This is a genomic window from Sphingomonas psychrotolerans (genome assembly GCF_002796605.1).
GTDB lineage: Bacteria > Pseudomonadota > Alphaproteobacteria > Sphingomonadales > Sphingomonadaceae > Sphingomonas > Sphingomonas psychrotolerans.
Window position 1 is genome coordinate 953,396 of record NZ_CP024923.1, and the last position, 20,060, is coordinate 973,455.

A 20,060-nucleotide genomic window follows, 5' to 3' on the forward strand; every position below is an offset into this window, starting at 1 on the left:
CACGCCAGTCTAACGATTTCGCGGCGCAGCCAAAGTGTTTTTTGAAGGTGCGTGTCTCGATTTTTCGCTGCGTCCACCCCCTTTACCGAATATACGGTACGTTCTAGGCAGGACGAGACAACGAGACTGGAGGGTGCTGCGATGGACTTCACGCTGAGCGAGCGGGAAACCTGGTTCCGCGACCGGGTGAAGGCGTTCATCCATGGCGAGATCCGCCCGCGCGACGGCGACTATCACGCGCAGCAACGCGAGGGCGATCGCTGGAAAGCGCTCCCGGTGATCGAGGAGATGAAGGCCAAGGCCAAGGCGGCCGGGCTGTGGAATTTCTTCATGCCGCCCAATTCCGGACAGAGCCATGTCGACGACAGCTTCGAATTCGAGGGCACCCAGCTCAGCAACCTCGAATATGCCTTGTGCGCCGAGGAAATGGGGCGGCTCGGCTGGGCGTCGGAATGCTTCAATTGCTCGGCGCCGGATACCGGCAACATGGAAGTGCTCCACCGTTATGGCACGCGCGCGCAAAAGGACGCATGGCTGAAGCCGCTGATGCTTGGCGAGATCCGCTCGGCCTTCCTGATGACCGAGCCGGCGGTCGCCTCGTCGGACGCGACCAACATCGAGACGCGGATGGAGCGGGACGGCGATCATTATGTAATCAACGGACGGAAATGGTGGTCGTCTGGGGTCGGCGATCCGCGCTGCAGAATCGCGATCGTGATGGGCAAGACCAGCCCTGAGGCCTCACGCCATTCCCAGCAGAGCCAGATTCTGGTGCCGCTCGACGCGCCCGGCGTGCGTATCGAACGGATGCTTTCGGTTTTCGGGTATGATCATGCCCCGCATGGGCACGGCGAAGTGGTGCTCGAGAATGTCCGCGTGCCGGTCGAGAATGTTCTCCTCGGCGAGGGCCGCGGGTTCGAGATCGCGCAGGGGCGGCTGGGGCCGGGGCGGATTCATCACTGTATGCGGACGATCGGCGTGGCCGAGGAAGCGATCGCGGCGATGGCGAAACGGCTGGTCAGCCGGGTGGCGTTCGGCAAGCGGCTCTCGGATCATTCGGTGTGGGAACAAAGGCTTGCCCGCGCACGGATCGACATCGAAATGACGCGGCTGCTGTGTCTCAAGGCGGCAGACATGATGGACAAGGCCGGCAACAAAGCCGCGCAGCTCGAGATCGCGATGATCAAGGTGCAGGCGCCGATGATGGCGCTGCAGATCATCGACGACGCGATCCAGGCGCATGGCGGGGCGGGCGTGTCGAGCGATTTCGGGCTGGCGCACGATTGGGCGGGGATCCGTACGCTGCGGCTCGCCGACGGGCCGGACGAGGTCCACAACCGGGCGATCGCACGAGCGGAGTTCGGGAAATATGGGGACTTTAAGGCGGACCGGGTTTCGTCGGGCGAGATCGGCGTTTCGCGCTGAGTCCGTGCTCCTGCGAAAGCAGGGGGCCAGGATGATCGGGCGATTGCCTTTGTGACTCTGGGTTCCTGCTTTCGCAGGAACACTGGAAAGGGATGGAATGAAAGCAGCCGTACTTTTCGAGGTGGGGAAGCCGCTCGAGATCGCCGATGTCGTGGTCTCGAAGCCGGGGCCACGCGAAGTGCTGATCCGCACTGTAGCGTGCGGGGTGTGCCGTTCGGACCTGCATTTCGTCGACGGTGCATTCCCGCATCCGGTGCCGACGGTGCCGGGGCACGAAGCCGCGGGAGTGATCGAGGCAGTAGGCAGCGATGTCGCGCATCTGAAGCCGGGCGATCATGTCATCACCTTCTTCACGGTGTTCTGCGGATCGTGCGAGATGTGCGTGACCGGGCGGCCTTCCTTGTGCATCGATCCGTCGACGCGGCGACCGGCGGAGGCCGAGCCGCGGCTGAAGCTCGCCGACGGAACGCCGCTGGCGCCGTTCCTCAATCTGTCCGCTTTCGCCGAGATGATGCTGGTCCACGAGAATGCCTGCGTCGCGATCAGCAAGGAAATGCCGCTCGATCGCGCGGCCCTGCTCGGATGCGCGGTGATCACCGGCGCGGGGGCGATCTTCAACGACAGCCGGGTGCGCCCCGGCGAGACCGTGGCGGTGATCGGCGCGGGCGGGATCGGGCTCGCGGCGATCAACGCGGCGAAGATCGCCGGCGCGGGGCAGATTCTCGCGATCGACCCGATGCCGGAAAAGCGCGAGCTGGCGATGCGGCTGGGCGCGACCGGGACGCTCGATCCCAATTCGGAGACGATCGTCAAAGACGTGCTCAAGCGCACCAATGGCGGGGTCCATTATGCGATCGAGGCAGTCGGGCGATCGAACACCGCCGAGCTCGCGTGGAACATCCTGCGCCGCGGCGGCACCGCGACGATCCTTGGGATGATCGCGCCGGGGAACAATGTCAGCCTGCCGGGGCCGACGTTCCTTACCGGCAAGAAGATCCAGGGATCGCTGCTCGGGAGCACGCGGTTCCCTATCGACATGCCGCGGCTGGTGCAGATGTATCTCGACGGGGTGCTCGATCTCGACACGATGGTCGCCGAGCGGATCAAGCTGGGCGATGTCAACGAAGCGCTGGAGAAATTGCGCGGCGGGCACAGCGTTCGTTCGGTGATCGAGTTCGCATGAGCAACATGGATGAAACCAGATTGGGCGAATGGCTTGCGGGCAACGTCACGGGGTTTGCCGGGCCGTTCGCCATCGAGAAGTTCGCAGGCGGACAGAGCAATCCTACCTATCGCATTGATGCAGCCAGCGGATCCTATGTACTGCGGCGCAAACCCTTTGGGCCGATATTGCCCTCTGCGCATGCCGTTGAGCGCGAGCATCAGCTAATCGCGGCGCTGTATCCGGCCGGCTTTCCGGTCGCGCGGCCTTACGGGCTGTGCGAGGATGCGGGGGTGCTCGGCGCGCCCTTCTACATCATGGAAATGGTCGAGGGGCGGACCTTCTGGGACGGAGCGCTGCCCGGCATGGCGCCGGGCGAGCGGACCGCGGTGTACGAGGCGATCGTCGATACGCTCGCGGCGCTGCATTCGGTGGATTATGCGGGCGTCGGCCTCGGCGAATATGGCAAGCCAGGCAATTATTTCGAGCGGCAGGTGGCGCGCTGGTCGAAGCAATACCGAATGAGCCAGACCGACGACATGCCCGAGGTCGAGAAATTGATCGAATGGCTACCGAGGACGGTGCCGGCGCAGACGCGGACTGCAATCGTCCATGGCGATTTTCGCATCGACAACATGATCTTCGCACCCGCCGAACCGCGGATATTGGCGGTGCTCGACTGGGAGCTGTCGACGCTCGGCGATCCGCTGGCGGATTTCTCCTATTTCCTGATGAGCTGGGTGACTGCGCCCGAAGGGCGTTCGGGGGTGCAGGGTCTGACCGGTCCGGAGAGGGGGATTCCGACGATCGAGGCAATGGTCGAGCGCTATTGCGCGGCGACGGGGCGTGAGGGCTTGCCCGACCTCAACTGGTATTTCGCGTACAATCTGTTTCGGCTCACCGGGATCGTTCAGGGGATCAAGAAGCGGATCATCGATGGCACGGCGTCGAGCGCGCAGGCGGCGGAGACGGTGAAGCGGTTGCCTGGGCTGGCGGCGTCGGCTTGGCATTTCGCGCGCGAGGCGGGAGCCTAGCCGTCATCCCGGCGCAAGCCGGGATCTCAGGCGATGGCAGGATACGGCACGAGATCCCGGCTTTCGCCGGGACGACGGGAGCAGGAAATGCAGGATCTGTTCGACCTTACCGGCAAGGTGGCGATCGTCACTGGATCTACGCGCGGGATCGGACGCGCCTCGGCCGAGGCGCTCACCGCGCATGGCGCGAAGGTGGTGATCTCGAGCCGCAAGCAGGAGGCGTGCGATGAAGTTGCCGCTGCGCTCAATGCGCAGTTCGGGGAAGATACTGCGCTGGGGGTTGCGGCGAGCATCTCTGACAAGGCGGCGCTCGAACATCTTGTCGACGAAACCCGGCGCGTGTTCGGAAGGATCGACGTTCTCGTCTGCAACGCGGCGTCGAACCCCTATTACGGACCGCTCGAAGGGATTGCCGATGAGCAGTTTCGCAAGATCCTCGACAACAATATCCTGTCCAACCACTGGCTGATCCAGATGGTCGCGCCCGAGATGCGCGCGCGGAAAGAGGGATCGATCATCATCGTCTCGTCGATCGGAGGATTGCGCGGATCGCCGGTGATCGGGGCTTACAACGTCTCCAAGGCGGCGGATTTCCAGCTGGCGCGCAACTACGCCGTCGAGTTCGGCCCGGACAATGTCCGGGTCAATTGCATCGCGCCGGGATTGATCAGAACCGATTTCGCACGAGCGCTTTGGGAGGATCCCGAGCGGATCAAGGTCACCAACGCGACCACGCCGCTGCGCCGCATCGGCGAGCCGGAGGAGATTGCCGGGGCGGTGGTCTATCTGGCGAGCAAGGCAAGTGCGTTCATGACCGGGCAGGCGATGGTGATCGACGGCGGCGTGACGATCTAGGTCTAGCCGCCACCCCGGCGAAAGCCGGGGTCTCAGGTGGTGGTGCCGTGCGCGCGGCACGAGATCCCGGCTTTCGCCGGGATGACGAGGAGGGAATATGCGGTTCAAGGACAAGGTCGTCATCGTCACCGGCGCAGGGTCGGGGATCGGGCGCGCTACTGCGCGGCTGTTCGCCGAGGAAGGCGCGATGGTCGTAGCCGCCGACCTGCGCGGGGCCGTGGTCGAAACCGTCGCCGGGCAGGACAACATGCTGGCGGTGCAGATGGATGCCGGCGCGGAAGGGGATGTCGAGCGGCTCGTCGCCACGGCCTGCGAACGCTTTGGCGGGATCGATGTGTTTTACGCCAATGCCGGGATTTCGGGCGGCGCCTCGGGGATCTTCGATTCCACCGCCGAGCTGTGGACCGAAGTGCTGCGCGTCAACCTGATCGGGCCGGCACTGGCGATCAAGCATGCCGGGCCGAGGATCGTCGAGCGGGGTGGGGGCGCGATCCTGTGCACCGCGAGCGTGGCCGGGCTACGCTCGGGCGCGGGCGGGCCGGCATATTCGGCGAGCAAGGCAGGCGTAATCAACCTCGTCCAGACCGCCGCGCAGCAGCTCGCGACTTCGAACGTGCGAGTCAACGCGATCTGCCCGGGGCTGATCGAGACCGGGATGACGGTGCGCGCATTCGAATATGCGCGCGAAGTGGGCAAGGAGGACAAGCTCGGCCGGCTCAACCCGCTGCGCCGCGCCGGCGCGCCCGAGGAGATCGCGCGGGTGGCGCTGTTCCTTGCCAGCGACGAGGCCAGCTATGTCAACGGTCAGGCATGGGTGGTTGATGGCGGGCTGTCATCGAGCCATCCCGTGACGCGGCAGGAATTCGGCAAGCCGGCTTTCTAGCAAGCCGGCTTGCTAGAGCGCCGCCTCGCCGCGCAGCACCGGCACGCAGTTTCCGCCGACGCTGGCGCGGATGCCGTCCGCCGTGCGCCAGGCGCGAACGCCGAGGTTGCTGGGGCGGCCCATCTCGACACCTTGGGTGACTTCGAAACGCGCCTCGGTCTGTTCGCCGAGCGAGAGCAGCAGCGCGCCGAGCGCGGCATTGGCGCTGCCGGTCGCCGGGTCCTCCCAGGTGCCCGACAGCGGCGAGAACATGCGCGCGCGGATACGGTTGTCGGTGCGCGCGTAGAGGAAAATCGACAATCGGTCGCCGGCGCCGAGATGCTCCTCGGCGACGCGGCGATAGATGGCGAGATCGGGAAGTGCGCGGGACAGCGCCTCGGCGGTCACTTCTACCAATACGAAATCGACGCCTACGCTTGCGCGGGTGGGGAGGTGCGCGCTGCTCACCAGGTCGGCGGGGGCGAGGCCGATGCACGGGGCGATCGCCTCGGCGGGGAGAGTGCCGAGGATCTGGAGCGGCTGCGGCGCGTCAATCTCGGCACCGATCGGGCGGCCTTCGGCATCGCGTTCGATGTGGATTTCGACGAGACCGGCGAGTTCCTCGAAGCGAAGGACGTCGCCCGCGTCCGGACGAAGGCCGGCGAGGACATAGCCGGTGCCGACATTGGGGTGGCCGGCGAAGGGCATCTCGGCGGTGCGATGAAAGATGCGCACACGCGCGGTGTTGGCCGGGTTGGCGGGCGGGAGGACGAAGGTCGTCTCGCTATAGTTCATTTCGGCGGCGAGCGATTGCATCTCGGCGTCGTTCAGTCCCTGCGCGTCGGTGAACACCGCGAGCGGGTTGCCGCCAAAGCGGGTGTCGGTGAACACGTCGAGGGTGACGTACGGGTAGCGGCGCGTTTCCATGCCCGCTCTCTAGCATTTATGAGCGGTCGTTGCGCAAGCGGATCAGCCCCTCCTGCGCGACGCTGACGACCAGCCGGCCGTCGCGTGCGTAAATCTTGCCGCGGTTGAACCCGCGCGAATGGCCGGCCCAAGGGCTGTCGGTGGTGTAGAGCAGCCATTCGTCGAAACGGAACGGTTCGTGCAGCCAGATCGCGTGGTCGAGGCTCGCAGTCTGGACGTCGCCGGTCATCCAGCTGACTCCGTGGGGGAGCAGACAGGTGCCGAGCAGGGTCATGTCGCTGGCGTAGGCGAGCATCGCGCGGTGGAGCGCGAGATCGTCGGGGAGCGGCGCGACGACGCGGAACCAGCTGTGCTGGGCGGGTTCGATCTTGTCGGGCGCGAACCAATTGCGCGGATTGACCGGGCGGATCTCGATCGGACGGGCACGCAGGAAGAAACGGCGAAATTTCTCGGGAACCTGATCGCGGATCTGCTCGCGCAGTTCGCGTTCGGATTGGAGCGAATCCGGATCGGGGACGTCGGGCATCGCGTCCTGGTGGTGGAGACCTTCGGCGGGCAGCTGGAACGACGCCGTCATGTTGAGGATCGGCTGGCCCTTTTGCATCGCTATGACCCGGCGATTGGCGAAGCTGCGGCCCTCGAAATCGCGGACGACGCGGAAGATGATCGGGTGGTTCTCGTCGCCGGGACGCATGAAATAGGCGTGGAGCGAGTGCGCGGTCTTGTCGCCGTCCACCGAGCGCTGCGCGGCCTGGAGCGCCTGCGCGATGACCTGCCCGCCGAAGACACGGCCGACGCCGCCGGGGAGGCGGGGGCCGCGATAGAGATCGGTGTCGATCTCCTCGACGTCGAGGAGGGTGGTGAGCTGGGCCACGAGCTCGGCGGGGGTGGGTTCAGGCATCAATAGCCCGCCGCCTGTGCCAGCGCGTCGGCGTGGAAATTGGTATCACCGAACAGCTCGGCGAGGACGCGGGCGCGCTTCATGTAGAAGCCGATATCATATTCGTCGGTCATGCCGATGCCGCCATGCATCTGGATGCCTTCCTGCACTGCGAGACTGGTGGCGAGGCCGGTCATTGCCTTGGCGACCGACACGGCGTTGGCGGCGCGCTCGTCGCCAGCGTCGAGCAATTGCTGCGCCTTGAGAACCGCGGCGCGGGCGACTTCCATTTCGCTATAGAGGTGCGCGGCGCGATGTTGGAGCGCCTGGAAGCTGCCGATGACCTGACCGAACTGCTTGCGTTCCTTGAGATAGGCGATTGTCATGTCCATCGCGCCGCCGCCGACGCCGAGCAATTCGGCCGAAGCGCCGGTACGGCCGGCCGAAAGCAGGCGGGCGAGGTGGCCGTCGCCCTGATCGACTTCGCCGACCACTGCGTCGGCATCGACTTCGACACCGTCGAAGCTGAGCCGTGCCGCGAGGCTGGAATCGGCGAGGCGCTGCGGATCGGCGGTGAGTCCCTTTGCGTCGGTGGGAACGGCGAACAGCGTGGTGCCGTGATCGGTCGCGGCGGCCACGAGCAACAGATCGGCGACATGGCCGTGCGCGACGAATTGCTTGGCGCCGGTGAGGCGGAAGCCGTTGCCCGCGCGCTCGGCCTTCATCGCGATCTTGCCGTCATGCTTGCCGCGCTCGTCGATCGCGACCGCGACGACGGTCTCGCCGGCGAGGATGCCGGGGAACCAGCGCACGGCGTGCGGGCTGCCCTTGAGCGCTTCGACCGCGGCGACGGCGGTGGTGAGGAACGGCGAGGGCGAGAGATTGCGGCCGATCTCCTCGAGCACCACCCCTGCCTCGACATGGCCGAGGCCGAGGCCGTTATCGGCTTCGGGGATCAGGATGCCGGTGAGGCCGAGTTCGGCAAACTGCTTCCACAGCTCGCGCGAAAAGCCGGTGGCGTCGTTGGCGTCGCGAAGGGAGCGCATATGGCTGATAGGCGCGTGTTCGGCGACGAAATCGCGCGCGGTGTCGCGGAGCATTTGCTGTTCGTCAGTGAGGTAGAGGGGCATTGCTTCTGCCTTGTGTTCCTGCGGAAACAGGAACCCAAGGTTCCATGCGATCCGCTCGTGGCTCTGGGCTCCTGCTTTCGCTGGAGCATTAGGAAGGTAGGTCGAGGATCCGCTTGGCGATGATGTTGAGCTGGATCTCGCTGGTGCCGCCCTCGATCGAATTGGCCTTGGTGCGCAGCCATGCGCGGGGTGCGGCGCCGTGGTTCGAAGCCTCGCTCTCCCATTCGAGCGTGTCGGAGCCGCCGGCAGCCATGAGCAGCTCATGGCGCGCCTTGTTCAGCTCGGTACCGTAATATTTCATCATCGAGGGCTGGGCAGGGTGCGCCCGGCCTGCTTTGAGTTCGTCGATGAAGCGTTCGGACATCGCCGAAAATGCCTTCGAGCGCACTTCGAAGAGCGCTATCTGGGCGCGGAGGATCGGATCGACGCCGCGGCGAGCGCTCTCGATCAACGGGTCCTCGCCGCGGCTGGCAAGGCCCATCCCGGAGATCATCTCGCGCTCGTGGCCGAGCAGATATTTGGCGACGTCCCAGCCCTTGTTCTCGTCATGGACGCGATTGGCCTTGGGGACCTTCACATTGTCGAAGAAGGTCTCGCAAAAGGGCGAATTGCCGCTGATCAGCAGGATCGGCTTTGTGCTGACGCCTTCGCTGGCCATGTCGAACAGGACGAAGCTGATGCCGCCCTGCTTGCTGGTCTTGTCGGTACGGACGAGGCAGAAGATCCAGTCGGCCTGATCGGCGTAGCTGGTCCACACCTTCTGGCCGTTGACGATATAATGATCGCCAGCATCCTCGGCGCTGGCCTGGAGGCCGGCGAGGTCCGAGCCGGCATTGGGCTCGCTATAGCCCTGGCACCAGCGCATCTCGCCGCGCGCGATCCTGGGCAAATGCTCAAGCTTCTGCGCCTCGGTGCCGTACTTCAGCAGCGCCGGGCCGAGCATCGAGATGCCGAAGCTGTTGAGCGGATTACGGCATTTGAGCCGCGCCATTTCCTCGCGGAGGATCTTGGTCTCGGCAGGGCTGAGGCCGCCGCCGCCATATTCGCTGGGCCAATCGGGGACGGTCCAGCCGCGGGCGCCCATGCGATCCATCCAGAGCTTCTGGTCGGGATGCGCGAAGACGGGGTTGCGGCCGCCCCAGGTCGCGTCCTTCTCGCTGCGCATCGGGGTGCGCATGGCGGGAGGGCAGTTTTCCTCCAGCCAGGCGCGGGTTTCGGCGCGGAAGGTTTCGAGGTCGATATCCATCCTGGTTCTCCAAACCCTCTCGCGCCTTCGCGGGAGGAGCGAGACTTGGCAGCTTTGCTGCCTAGTCGCAGCAGTGAGGGTCTTCTTCTTCTCCTTCTTCTTCGATCGGCCGAGATAGCAGAAGAGGAAGCCCCTCACCCAACCCTCTCCCGCGAAAGCGGGAGAGGGCTAGGAAGGCGTCACTTGTTGAACTTCTCGCCCTTCTCCGCTTTCTCGCGGAGCAGGGGCGCGACTTCGAAGCCGTATTTATCGAGGCCGTCGACAATCTTCTTGAGACCCTCGGTGTCGGCCCAGAACATCGGGCCGCCGCGGTACGGGGGCCAGCCATAGCCGTACACCCAGACCACATCCACGTCCGACGCGCGCTGGGCCATGCCCTCGGCGAGGATCAGCGCGCCTTCGTTGACCATGGTGTAGAGCGTGCGGACTACGATCTCTTCCTCGGTCACTTCGTGCTGAGGCACGTTCAACTTCTCACGCCATTCGGCGATCAGTTCGGTGACGCGCGGGCTGTTCGACGGCGTGCGCTTCTCGTCATAATCGTAGAAGCCCGCGCTCTTCTTCTGGCCCCAGCGGCCCTCGGCGGCGAGCGCGTCGCGGATGTTCTCGATGCGATTGGGATCGCGGTGCCAGCCGATGTCGACGCCGGCGAGGTCTGCCATCTGGAACGGACCCATCGGCATTCCGAAGGCGACGTGGACCTTGTCGATTTGCTCGGGCGTGGCGCCTTCGAGCAGCATCTTGTTCGCCTCGACCTGGCGCGGCATCAGCATGCGATTGCCGATGAAGCCGTAGCAGACGCCGGCGATGACGGCGACTTTCTTGATCTTTTTGCTGAGCGCCATCGCGGTGGCGAGCACGTCGTCGGCCGTCTTCGCGCCGCGGACGATCTCGAGCAGCTTCATCACGTTGGCGGGCGAGAAAAAGTGCAGGCCGAGCACGTCCTGCGGACGGCTGGTCGCCGCGGCGATCTCGTCGATGTTGAGATAGGAGGTGTTCGAGGCGAGGATCGCGCCGGGCCTGGCGATCTTGTCGAGCCGCCCGAACACGTCCTTCTTGACGTCCATGCTCTCATAGACCGCTTCGATGATCAGATCGCACTCGGCGAGGTCGTCGAAATTGAGCGTCGGCTTGAGCAAGCCCATCGCGCCTTCGACCTGCTCGGCGGTCATCCGGCCCTTGGCGGCGGTCGCCTCGTAATTCTTGCGGATCGTGGCGGTGCCGCGGTCGAGCGCTTCCTGCGCCATCTCGACGATGGTCACCGGCACGCCCGCCGAGAGGAAGTTCATCGAGATGCCGCCGCCCATCGTGCCGGCGCCGATAACGCCGACCCGCTTGATGTCACGGAGCTGCACGTCCTCGGCGATGCCGTCGATCTTGGTGGCCTTGCGCTCGGCGAAGAAGATGTGGCGAAGCGCGGCGGATTGGGTGCCCATGATCAGCTTCATGAAGCCCATCCGCTCGGCCTGGACGCCCTCGGCATAAGGCTTACCGGCGGTCTGCTCGATCAGGTCGATGATTGCCGCGGGGGCTTCGAGGCCGCGGAAGCGCTTCCCATTGGCCTTGCGGAAGGCATCGAACACCGCGGGATCGACGGTGACCGGGCGCTCCGAAGAGCGCGAGACGGGCTTGCCGATGACTTCCTGCGCGAAGGCGACGGCGTCGGCGAGGAGATTGCCCTCAGTCGCAAGGCGATCGACGAGACCGGCCGCCTTGGCCTGCTCGGCCGAGATCGGATCTCCCTTGGTCGCCATTTCGAGTGCCGCCTCGACGCCCGCGACGCGCGGCATGCGCTGGGTGCCGCCAGCGCCGGGGAGGATGCCGAGCTTGACTTCGGGCAAGCCGAACTTCGCCGAGGGAACCGCGATGCGATAATGCGAGGCCAGCGCGACTTCGCAGCCGCCGCCCAGCGCGGTGCCATGGACCGCGGCGATTACCGGCTTATCAAGCGCCTCGATCTGATCGACCAATACCGGAAGCGAGGGCTCCTGCATCGCCTTGCCGAATTCGGTGATGTCGGCACCGGCGAAGAAGGTCTTGCCCGCGCAGATGATCACGACCGCCTTGATGCTGTCGTCGCTCTTCGCTTCCTCGATCCCGGCCTGCAGGCCTTGGCGCACCGCTGCGCCGAGCGCGTTCACCGGCGGATTGTCCGATGTGAGGATCAGGACATCGCCCTGGCGAGTGGTGGTGATGGGGGAAGTCATTGGGGGCTCCAGATTTGATTCACGCGAAGGCGCGAAGGCACAAAGAAAGCAGGTTGGTTCGCGCAACGACGCGACGACGCGACGAGGGATCGCTGCGCGGTGATGGCGTGAGCTGCGTCAGCAGCTTGGATCTTTGAGCACGAGGCACGAAGACTGCCGCTGGTGCGGCGATACGACCTCGTCACGGCGCGTTGTTGCGCGAAAAAGCTTGCTCGCGGCAAGGAGGCGCCCGCGCCCATCAATCGACCAGCGCCGAATAAATGAGGGTCTTCAATTCGCGGCGGATCGGATAGCGCATCGAGGGCGTAAACTGGGTCATGAACACCATGTGGATGCGCTCGACCGGATCGACGAAGAAGGCGGTCGAGAACATGCCGCCCCAATAATATTCGCCGGCCGAACCGGGCACCAAAGTCCGCGCGACATCGGTGGTGATCGCGAAACCGAGGCCGAAGCCGGTGCCGGCGTTGGTGGCCTCGCTGAACAGCGAGCGCGACATGGTGGCGAGGTCCGAACCGCCGGGGAGGTGGTTCATCGTCATCAGCTCGATCGTCTTCGGGCTGATGAGGCGGACGCCGTCGAGCGCGCCACCATTGAGGCACATCGTGCAGAAGCGGTGATAGTCGAGCGCGGACGAGACGAGGCCGCCGCCGCCGGAGACAAGCCTGGGGAAGCGCGACCAGGCCGAGGCGTCGCCGCGATCGTAGAGCACACGCTTGCCGCTTTCGTCGAGCGCCCAGCAATCGGCGAGACGGTCGATCTTGTCCTCGGGCACCTGGAAGAAGGTGTCATGCATGCCCAGCGGGCCAAGGATGCGTTCGGCGAAGAAGCGGTCGAGCTTCATTCCCGAGACGCGTTCGACGACCGCGCCGAGCACGTCGGTCGACACCGAATAATTCCATTCGGCCCCCGGGGAGAATTCGAGCGGCAGTTTACCCAAAGCCGCGACGAACTCGCCGAGCGTCAGATTGCCGTGCCAGCTCTCGAGCTTCGACTCGCGATAGGCGGCGTCGACACTGGTGCGCTCCTGAAAGCTGTAGGTGAACCCCGAAGTGTGGCGGAGCAGATCGATCATCCGCATCGGCTCTGCGGTGGGTTTGGTCGCGAAGGGCGCGCCCGTGCCGCCGCCGGCATAGACGCCGAGCCCTTTCAGCTCGGGCAGGACGTGATGCACCGGCGTATCGAGCGCGACCTTCGCCTCCTCGACCAGCATCATGAAAGCGAGGCTGGTGATCGGCTTGGTCATCGAGGCGATGCGGAACAGCGTACCTTCATCGACCGTGGCGCCGCCCTCGCGCGCAGCACCCTGATGCGAGAAATGGACGACCTCGCCGTCGCGGGCAAGAAGCAGCTGGGCGTGGGGCAGCTTGGCCGAGTCGAGGTAGCGTTCCTTCACGAACGCATCGATCCGCGCGAGCCGCGAAGCATCGAATCCGTAACGTCCGGGCCGTGTCATGTGCATTGCGAGCGGCATACCTCTCGTTCGAATTCGGTCATACCCACCTTGTCGGCGGTGCGCTTCCCCTATTGCCTTGAGCGCGGCGCGAATCAACACTAACGTTGTTTTTTGTCGGGGCAGCGATACCCAAACCCGACATTCAGAAAATCACATTGGAGAGATGTCGCCTTGGCCCCCGATCCGATTGTTCCGCTCGACCCCGACTGGCCCAGGATGTCGCTCGAGCAGACGAAAGCGCTGCTGACTGCCCCTGGCGCGAAATTCGAGATGGAGACCGTGGATATCAGAGGCGTTCCGACGCGGGTGTGGAAGAATGCGCCGCCCTCGCTGCGCGTGCTGGCGCAGATGGTGCGGGCCTATGGCGCGCGCGAGTTCACCATCTACGAGAACGAACGCGTCACCTTCGAGGCGAATTACCGCGCGACGGCGCATATCGCCCGCAAGTTGATCGAGATGGGCGTCGGCAAGGGCGACCGCGTCGCGCTGGCGATGCGCAATCTGCCCGAATGGCCGGCGATCTTTTTTGCCGGCGTCAGCATCGGGGCGATCATGGTACCGCTCAACGCGTGGTGGACGAGCGGGGAGCTCGAATATGCGATGAAGGATTCGGGCGCGAAATTGCTGTTCGTCGACGGCGAGCGGCATGAGCGGCTCAAGCATTGCTATGCTGCCGCGCCCGATCTCGAGCGCGTCGTGGTCAGCCGCGCCAAGGGCGATCTGGAAGCGCCGGCGGCCGCGCTCGAATCGCTGATCGGGGCGGTGAGCGATTGGACGTCGCTGGAGGATGTCGGCTTCCCCGATGCCGACGTGGCGCCCGACGACGACGCGACGATCTTCTACACCAGCGGGACCACCGGCAGCCCGAAGGGCGCGCTGGGCACCCACCGCAATTTCGTGACGAACATCATGTCGAGTGCCTATGTCGCGGCGCGGACATTGCTCCGGCGCGGCGACACTCCGCCGGCGATGCCCGAGCCCAAGGTGATGCTGCTGGTCATTCCGCTTTTCCATGTGACGGCGTGTTCGGCGGCGATGATGGGGGCGGTCGCGTCTGGCTCGACTCTGGTGTTCATGCGCAAATGGGATCCCGAACTGGCGATGGGGATCATCCAGCGCGAAAAGGTCAACGCCACCGGCGGGGTGCCGACGATCGCCTGGCAATTGCTCGAGCATCCGGCGCGGGCCAAATACGACCTCTCCAGTCTGGAGACCATTGCTTATGGGGGCGCACCTTCGGCGCCCGAGCTGGTCAAGCGCATCCATCAGGAGTTCGGCGCGCTGCCGGCCAATGGCTGGGGGATGACCGAGACCACCGCGACGGTGACCAACCATTCGGGGGAGGATTATCTGGCGCGGCCCAACAGCGCCGGGCCGCCGGTCGCGGCGGCGGACCTGAAGATCCTGTCGCTGGAAGGGGAGAGCGAGCTTCCGGTCGGTGAAGTGGGCGAACTCTGGGCGCGCGGGCCGATGATCGTGAAGGGATATTGGAACAAGCCCGAGGCGACGGCGGAGACCTTCGTCCATGGCTGGGTGCGGACGGGGGATCTCGCGCGGCTCGACGAGGAGGGGTTTCTCTTCATCGTCGACCGCGCCAAGGACATCATCATCCGCGGCGGCGAGAACATCTATTCGAGCGAAGTCGAGGACGTGCTCTATGCGCATCCGGCAGTGACCGATTGTGCGTTGGTGGGGGTGCCGCACCGGACGCTGGGCGAGGAGCCTGCGGCGGTGGTGCATCTCGCGCCGGGCAAGTCGGCCACCGAGGCCGAGCTGCAGGACTGGGTGCGAGCGCGACTCGCGGGGTTCAAGGTGCCGGTGCAGGTGCGGTTCGTGAAGGACGTGCTGCCGCGCAACGCCAACGGCAAGATCTTGAAGACCGAGCTGCGGGCGCTGTTTGCGGGGGAGGCGGTGGCCTAGCGGCGAGCCCGCACGCGTTCGGCGGCGAGAGCGATCAGCGCGCCGGCGGCGTAAGCGAGGAAATCCCGCCACTCGAAGCCATAGCCCAGCACGGTGCGCGCGATCGGGTTGCCCTGAAGGCCGAGCCAGTCGAGCACGCGGAGCAACTGCCCCAGTTCGATCACGGCGGCGATCAGGAAGGCGATTGCAGCAGCGGGGATCACTTCGATGCGGAATGCGGCCCTTAACGCGGTGTAGACGAGGATCACGGCGAGTGTATCGCCCAGATAGGGGCGGACGAACCGGTCGCGCACGAACAACGCGATTCCGATCTCGATCAGGAGCAGACCCAGCGTAAGCAGGGCATAGCCGCGGTGAAAACGCATGTCGTATCCCTCAGCGAACGACGCGTTCGACGGCAGCGTTCCAGCCCTCGATCCGGGCGTTGCGCGCGTCGGCGCCGAGCTTCGGTTCGAAGGTCGTGCCCGGGCCTCGCATCTGCGCGGCTTCCTCCAGCCCGCTGAACAGCCCACAGCCCAACCCCGCCAGCATCGCCGCGCCCAGCGCAGTCGTCTCGGTGAAGTCGGGCCGGTCGACGGGGATGTCCAGCATGTCGGCGAGGTCCTGCGCCATCCAGTCGTTGGTGACCATGCCGCCGTCGACGCGCAACCGCGCCCAATCGGCGCCGTCCGCTGCAAAGGCGGTCTTCAGATCGTGGCTCTGGTGCGCCATGGCCTCGAGCGCGGCGCGGACGATGTGGGCATGGGTGCTGGAAAAACTCAAGCCGGAGAGCGATGCCCGCGCATCGGGCTCCCACCATGGCGCGCCGAGGCCGCTCAATGCGGGGACGAGATAGACTCCGCCATTGTCCGGGACCGAGCGGGCGAGCGCCTCGGTCTCCGGTGCGGTCTCGATCAGGCCTATCGCATCGCGCAGCCACTGGATCAGGCTGCCGGCGACGAACACCGACCCTTCGATCGCATAGGTGCGGCGACCGCCGAGCTGCCACAGGACGGTGGCGAGCAGGCGGTGCTTCGAGGCGGGCGGGGCAGGGCCGGCATTGGTGAGGACGAAGGCGCCGGTGCCGTAGGTGGCCTTGGTATCGCCTTTTGCGAAGCACGCCTGACCGATCGTCGCGGCCTGCTGGTCGCCGGCAAGGCCGCAGATCGGGATCTCGCCGCCGAACAGCTTCGTGGCGCCGAAGCGGCCGGCGCAATCGACGATCTCGGGCAGCGCGTCGCGGGGCGCCGAGAACAGGTCGAGCAGACCGTCGCTCCAGCCGCCCGAGCCGAGACCCATCAGCAAGGTGCGCGAAGCATTGGTGGCGTCGGTGATGTGGAGACCGCCACTGTTCTCATTGGCGGTGAGCTTCCAGACCAGCCAGCTCTCGATCGTGCCGATCGCGAGGCGGCTACCGGCCTGCTTGAGCTGGGGCCAGTTCGCCATCGCCCACGCGATCTTGGTGCCCGAGAAATAGGGATCGAGCAGCAAGCCGGTGCGCGCTTGCACCCCCGGCTCCTCGCCGGCCTCGCGCCACTCGCGGCATAGTGCGGCGCTACGCCGGTCCTGCCAGACGATCGCGGGGGCGAGTGGCTCGCCGGTGGTTTTGTCCCAGAAGACGATCGTCTCGCGCTGGTTGGTGATCCCGATTGCGGCGATCTTGCCGGCGCCGCCGGCCTTGTCGACCATTGCCTTCGCGCAGGCGAGGGTGCGGTTCCAGATCTCCGCGGCGTCGTGCTCGACCAGCCCGGGAGCGGGATAATGCTGGGTCAGTTCGGCCGAACGGCTACCGAGGCATTCGCCCGAGGGCGCGAACAGCATCGCGCGGGTGGAGGTGGTGCCCTCGTCGAGGACCAGGAGAAGTTCGCCCATGCCCCAGCCTAGCCCGGATTGCAGGCCGCGCAACCGCCCCCTAGAAGCGGTGCGAAGGAGAACGAAGGGTGGACGAGCAGCCGCGGGCCATGGGCGGAGGCAGCGAGCGTGACGGGGGCATCCCTCCGGCCGCACCCCGCGCGCCGATCCTGTCGAGCGAGCCGCATGAGAGTGTCGGCGAGGGGCTCAAACGCGACCGGCTGATGGCAGCGCTGGCGCTGATGATCGGCGTGGGGTTGTTGTTCGCGATTCCCTTTGCGCTGCGCGAAGGCTCGCCCTTCTTCCTGCCGCTGACCGCAGCTCTGGTGATCGCGATCGCGCTGGTACCGATGCTCGAATGGCTCGAGCGGCATCGGATGCCCGCGCCGCTGGCGGCGTTCGTCTGCGTGCTGCTGTTCCTGAGCGTCGCCAATATCGCATTGGCGTCGATCGTGGTGCCGGCGTGGCAGTGGATGCAGCGGCTCCCCGAGAGCATACCCAAGATCCAGCATAATCTCGAGCCGCTGATCCGCTTTTATTCGCGACTCGAGCGATTCGTCGACAAGACGCTGACCAACTTCGCTTCGACGCCGGTGCGCCAGCCCGAGACGATCGCGGTGCCGCCGCCGCGCTCGTTGCTCGATCTGTTCACCACTTCGGCGCCGTCGGCGCTGATCGAGATGTTCTTCGCGATCCTCGTAATCTATTTCTTCCTCTCCGGGTGGACGCGACTGCGGCGCAACGCGATCACCCGCCGCGCGAGCTTCGGCGGCGCGATGGCGACGGCGCGGGTGATCCAGGATGTCGTCGACGATACTTCGGCCTATCTCGGCACGATCACGCTGATCAACGTGACCCTGGGGCTGATCGTGGCAGGCGCTTTGTGGGCGATCGGGATGCCGACGCCGTTGATGTGGGGCGGCATCGTCGCCTTGCTCAACTACATCCCCTATATCGGGCCGGTGATGGCGGCGATGCTGCTGGGCCTTGGCGGGCTGATGAGCTTTGCCGACATCTGGTGGGCGCTGCTGCCCGCGGTGATGATGATCGGCGCACACCTGATCGAGGCCAATGTCGTGACGCCGCTGATCGTCGGGCACCGGCTGACGATCAGCCCGATCCTCATCCTCATCTCGCTGAGCTTCTGGGGCTGGGTGTGGGGCACGCCGGGGGCATTGCTCGCGGTGCCGCTGCTGATCATCATCCAGACCGTGCTCAACGCCGCGGGCAAGCCTGATATCGCCGGCTTCCTGTTCGAGCACGGTACGCTGATCCGCGATCCGGCCGACCCGCACGCGCACCGGCGAGAAAGTCGCGACCAATCCGGTTGACACCCCCGAAGGCGGGGTTAGTGGCGCCTCCTCGCTTCGAGAGCGGGTGTAGCTCAGTTGGTTAGAGCGCCGGCCTGTCACGCCGGAGGTCGCGGGTTCGAGCCCCGTCACTCGCGCCACGCGGGATCCCTGTGGGAACCCCAATGGTCAATTCGAAGCGGTCTCCTGTCCGCGGCATGCGTCGCCCCGCCTGGATCAAGCGGGTGTAGCTCAGTTGGTTAGAGCGCCGGCCTGTCACGCCGGAGGTCGCGGGTTCGAGCCCCGTCACTCGCGCCATGCCGCATTCTCCGGATCAGCGCCCGGTTGACTTCCGCGGCGCCTAAGCCTTCAATGGCGTGCAATAATCTGAGCAATAATCGAGGTCGCGACTGCGTGCATCCATAGGAGATGGCGATGCGGCGACGTGTGATCCTGTTGCTTCCTTTGCTGTTCGCCTGCGGCCATTGCGCGGCGCCTGAACCGGCGCCTCAACCGAACCCGAGCACCGACAGTGCGACGATAGGAGGCGACCCGGTATCGGCGCCGGATCCCGCACCCTTGCCGGCAGCGACGGATGCGCCGGAAAATACAGTGGCGACCGAGCATCCTCCGCTCGCCTCGGCCCGGCCGCAGGCCAGCGTCGAAGCAGCCAGGGCATCGCGTCGCGCAGCTGGGCGCGTACAGAGCGACGAGCCAGTGCCCTGCGATGCCGTGGACGACGACGTCTCTGCCGCGGATTGCCGTGAATTTACCCGCCAGAAAGCGCGGCTGCGCCCGGGGATTCTGGCGTTCGACCCGCCCGCGAAGATGACCGTGGGTGTGACCTATGATCTGACCCTCAGCATCGGCAAGGCCACCGATGCTGAGGAAATACGCGCGGTTGTGCGCCGCGAGGGACGGCGGCTCGAGGAGCGCACGCTGCAGGTCGGCGCGTTCATGACGGCGACGTTGACCGGGAATGCGTTCGAAATAGCGCTGCAAGGCACCGAAGGCCCGTCCCGCAGCCTCGGTGCCGACCGGCGGGACATCTGGCAATGGCAGGTCAAGCCGCTGCGCGCCGGAACCCAGCGGCTGTTGCTCACCGTTTCCGCCGATGCGATGGGCGCCGATGGCAAGCGCCGCCGCTTCTCGCTCGCCAATCGGCCGGTCGACATACTCGTCGAAGTGACTGCTTCGCAGCGGCGTGAGGATCGCACCCGGGCGATCGAGGATTCGCTCGGGCGCGGCGCGCGGGTCATGAGTGCGCTGGAGAAGTGGATGATCGGGCTGGCGGCATTGCTCGCCGCGGTGGGCGGCGCGTGGCTGGCGCTACGCAAGTTCGGCAAGCCCAAAGAGGTCGCCGCCGACAAGCCCCCCAATCCCTAGCGGCGGGATGCCCCGAACATCGCGTCGATCGCATAGCGGCCGGCGCCGATCGTAGCGAAGAGCAGGCCGAACAGGATGAGGCTGGCCGCCGGGAAGGCGGCGCGGATGCCGAGCTTCGCATCGACCATGGCGATCGCCACGGCGAAGTGGACCGCGCACAGCAATCCGGTCCAGCGGGTGGCGAGGCCGAGGACGAAGCTGACGCCGCAGGCGAACTGCGCCCACACCGAGAGCGGGGCCAGCCAGCGCGGCTCGGGGAAGCCATGGGCGCCGAGGAAGCGCGCGAATTCGGCCATGCGCGCGGCGCTCTGGATATTGTCCCATACCCCCCAGATCAGGAAGGCGCCGACGACGAGGCGCGCGAGCAAGAGCGCCGCATCGGAATAGCCCGCGAGACCCGCGGTACGACTGCGCCTGAAAGCCATGTTCTCTCCGCTATTTCGGTCGGGGG

Annotated in this window: 17 protein-coding genes and 2 tRNA genes; 10 read left to right on the top strand and 9 right to left on the bottom strand. The window is 65.8% G+C overall.

Annotation, left to right across the window (positions count from 1 at the left end):
* Positions 1 to 141 precede the first annotated feature (141 nt).
* From CVN68_RS04155 to CVN68_RS04175, 5 genes are all read left to right on the top strand, one after another.
* Positions 142 to 1,425 (top strand): acyl-CoA dehydrogenase family protein, encoded by a 1,284-nt coding sequence (locus CVN68_RS04155; protein WP_100281081.1) that lies wholly within the window; start codon positions 142 to 144, stop codon positions 1,423 to 1,425.
* 97 nt (positions 1,426 to 1,522) lie between these two features.
* A complete protein-coding gene (locus CVN68_RS04160; protein ID WP_100281082.1) occupies positions 1,523 to 2,608 on the top strand; it encodes a Zn-dependent alcohol dehydrogenase in 1,086 nt (361 codons plus the stop codon).
* On the top strand, positions 2,605 to 3,621 hold the full coding sequence (locus tag CVN68_RS04165) for a phosphotransferase family protein (RefSeq protein ID WP_100281083.1): 1,017 nt from the start codon (positions 2,605 to 2,607) through the stop codon (positions 3,619 to 3,621). Before CVN68_RS04160 ends, CVN68_RS04165 begins: the two co-directional genes overlap by 4 nt.
* Positions 3,622 to 3,708: 87 nt before the next feature.
* The gene (locus CVN68_RS04170) at positions 3,709 to 4,476 is read left to right on the top strand and encodes an SDR family oxidoreductase (RefSeq protein ID WP_100281084.1); all 768 of its coding nucleotides are present in this window, start codon (positions 3,709 to 3,711) and stop codon (positions 4,474 to 4,476) included.
* A gap of 97 nt (positions 4,477 to 4,573) precedes the next feature.
* Positions 4,574 to 5,359, top strand: a complete 786-nt coding sequence (locus CVN68_RS04175) for an SDR family NAD(P)-dependent oxidoreductase (RefSeq protein ID WP_100281085.1) — start codon at positions 4,574 to 4,576, stop codon at positions 5,357 to 5,359.
* Between the two features lie 12 nt (positions 5,360 to 5,371).
* Here CVN68_RS04175 and CVN68_RS04180 read toward each other — a convergent pair whose 3' ends face one another.
* From CVN68_RS04180 to CVN68_RS04205, 6 genes are all read right to left on the bottom strand, one after another.
* Positions 5,372 to 6,265 (bottom strand): PhzF family phenazine biosynthesis protein, encoded by an 894-nt coding sequence (locus CVN68_RS04180; RefSeq protein ID WP_100281086.1) that lies wholly within the window; start codon positions 6,263 to 6,265, stop codon positions 5,372 to 5,374.
* 16 nt (positions 6,266 to 6,281) lie between these two features.
* A complete protein-coding gene (locus CVN68_RS04185; protein ID WP_100284201.1) occupies positions 6,282 to 7,166 on the bottom strand; it encodes an acyl-CoA thioesterase in 885 nt (294 codons plus the stop codon).
* Entirely contained in the window at positions 7,166 to 8,275 is a 1,110-nt protein-coding gene (locus CVN68_RS04190) for an acyl-CoA dehydrogenase family protein (protein WP_100281087.1), read from the bottom strand. Before CVN68_RS04190 ends, CVN68_RS04185 begins: the two co-directional genes overlap by 1 nt.
* An 88-nt stretch (positions 8,276 to 8,363) precedes the next feature.
* Positions 8,364 to 9,521 (bottom strand): acyl-CoA dehydrogenase family protein, encoded by a 1,158-nt coding sequence (locus tag CVN68_RS04195; protein WP_100281088.1) that lies wholly within the window; start codon positions 9,519 to 9,521, stop codon positions 8,364 to 8,366.
* A gap of 179 nt (positions 9,522 to 9,700) precedes the next feature.
* A complete protein-coding gene (locus CVN68_RS04200) occupies positions 9,701 to 11,728 on the bottom strand; it encodes a 3-hydroxyacyl-CoA dehydrogenase NAD-binding domain-containing protein (RefSeq protein WP_100281089.1) in 2,028 nt (675 codons plus the stop codon).
* A 238-nt stretch (positions 11,729 to 11,966) separates the two neighbouring features.
* Positions 11,967 to 13,190: a serine hydrolase domain-containing protein gene (locus tag CVN68_RS04205; protein ID WP_100284202.1), complete on the bottom strand. Its 1,224-nt coding sequence runs from the start codon at positions 13,188 to 13,190 to the stop codon at positions 11,967 to 11,969.
* Positions 13,191 to 13,400: 210 nt separating this feature from the next.
* On the opposite strand from CVN68_RS04205, the gene CVN68_RS04210 reads away from it, so the two are divergent.
* Positions 13,401 to 15,104, top strand: a complete 1,704-nt coding sequence (locus tag CVN68_RS04210) for a class I adenylate-forming enzyme family protein (protein ID WP_100281090.1) — start codon at positions 13,401 to 13,403, stop codon at positions 15,102 to 15,104.
* Here CVN68_RS04210 and CVN68_RS04215 read toward each other — a convergent pair.
* Together CVN68_RS04215 and CVN68_RS04220 are read right to left on the bottom strand one after the other, a co-directional pair.
* Positions 15,101 to 15,469: a ribosomal maturation YjgA family protein gene (locus CVN68_RS04215; RefSeq protein ID WP_100281091.1), complete on the bottom strand. Its 369-nt coding sequence runs from the start codon at positions 15,467 to 15,469 to the stop codon at positions 15,101 to 15,103. The genes CVN68_RS04210 and CVN68_RS04215 overlap by 4 nt on opposite strands.
* Positions 15,470 to 15,479: 10 nt before the next feature.
* Complete coding sequence (locus CVN68_RS04220; protein WP_100281092.1) at positions 15,480 to 16,955, bottom strand: FGGY family carbohydrate kinase; 1,476 nt, start codon at positions 16,953 to 16,955, stop codon at positions 15,480 to 15,482.
* A 203-nt stretch (positions 16,956 to 17,158) separates the two neighbouring features.
* Here CVN68_RS04220 and CVN68_RS04225 point away from each other — a divergent pair, with 203 nt between their 5' ends.
* The 4 genes from CVN68_RS04225 (at position 17,159) to CVN68_RS04240 (ending at position 19,609) form a co-directional block, all read left to right on the top strand.
* Positions 17,159 to 18,265: an AI-2E family transporter gene (locus tag CVN68_RS04225; protein WP_233503690.1), complete on the top strand. Its 1,107-nt coding sequence runs from the start codon at positions 17,159 to 17,161 to the stop codon at positions 18,263 to 18,265.
* 42 nt (positions 18,266 to 18,307) lie between these two features.
* A tRNA-Asp gene (locus CVN68_RS04230) sits at positions 18,308 to 18,384 on the top strand.
* Between the two features lie 80 nt (positions 18,385 to 18,464).
* A tRNA-Asp gene (locus CVN68_RS04235) sits at positions 18,465 to 18,541 on the top strand.
* Positions 18,542 to 18,658: 117 nt separating this feature from the next.
* On the top strand, positions 18,659 to 19,609 hold the full coding sequence (locus tag CVN68_RS04240; RefSeq protein ID WP_158298732.1) for a hypothetical protein: 951 nt from the start codon (positions 18,659 to 18,661) through the stop codon (positions 19,607 to 19,609).
* On the opposite strand, the gene CVN68_RS04245 is transcribed toward CVN68_RS04240, so the two are convergent.
* Entirely contained in the window at positions 19,606 to 20,034 is a 429-nt protein-coding gene (locus tag CVN68_RS04245; RefSeq protein WP_100281095.1) for a DoxX family protein, read from the bottom strand. The genes CVN68_RS04240 and CVN68_RS04245 overlap by 4 nt on opposite strands.
* Positions 20,035 to 20,060 lie beyond the last annotated feature (26 nt).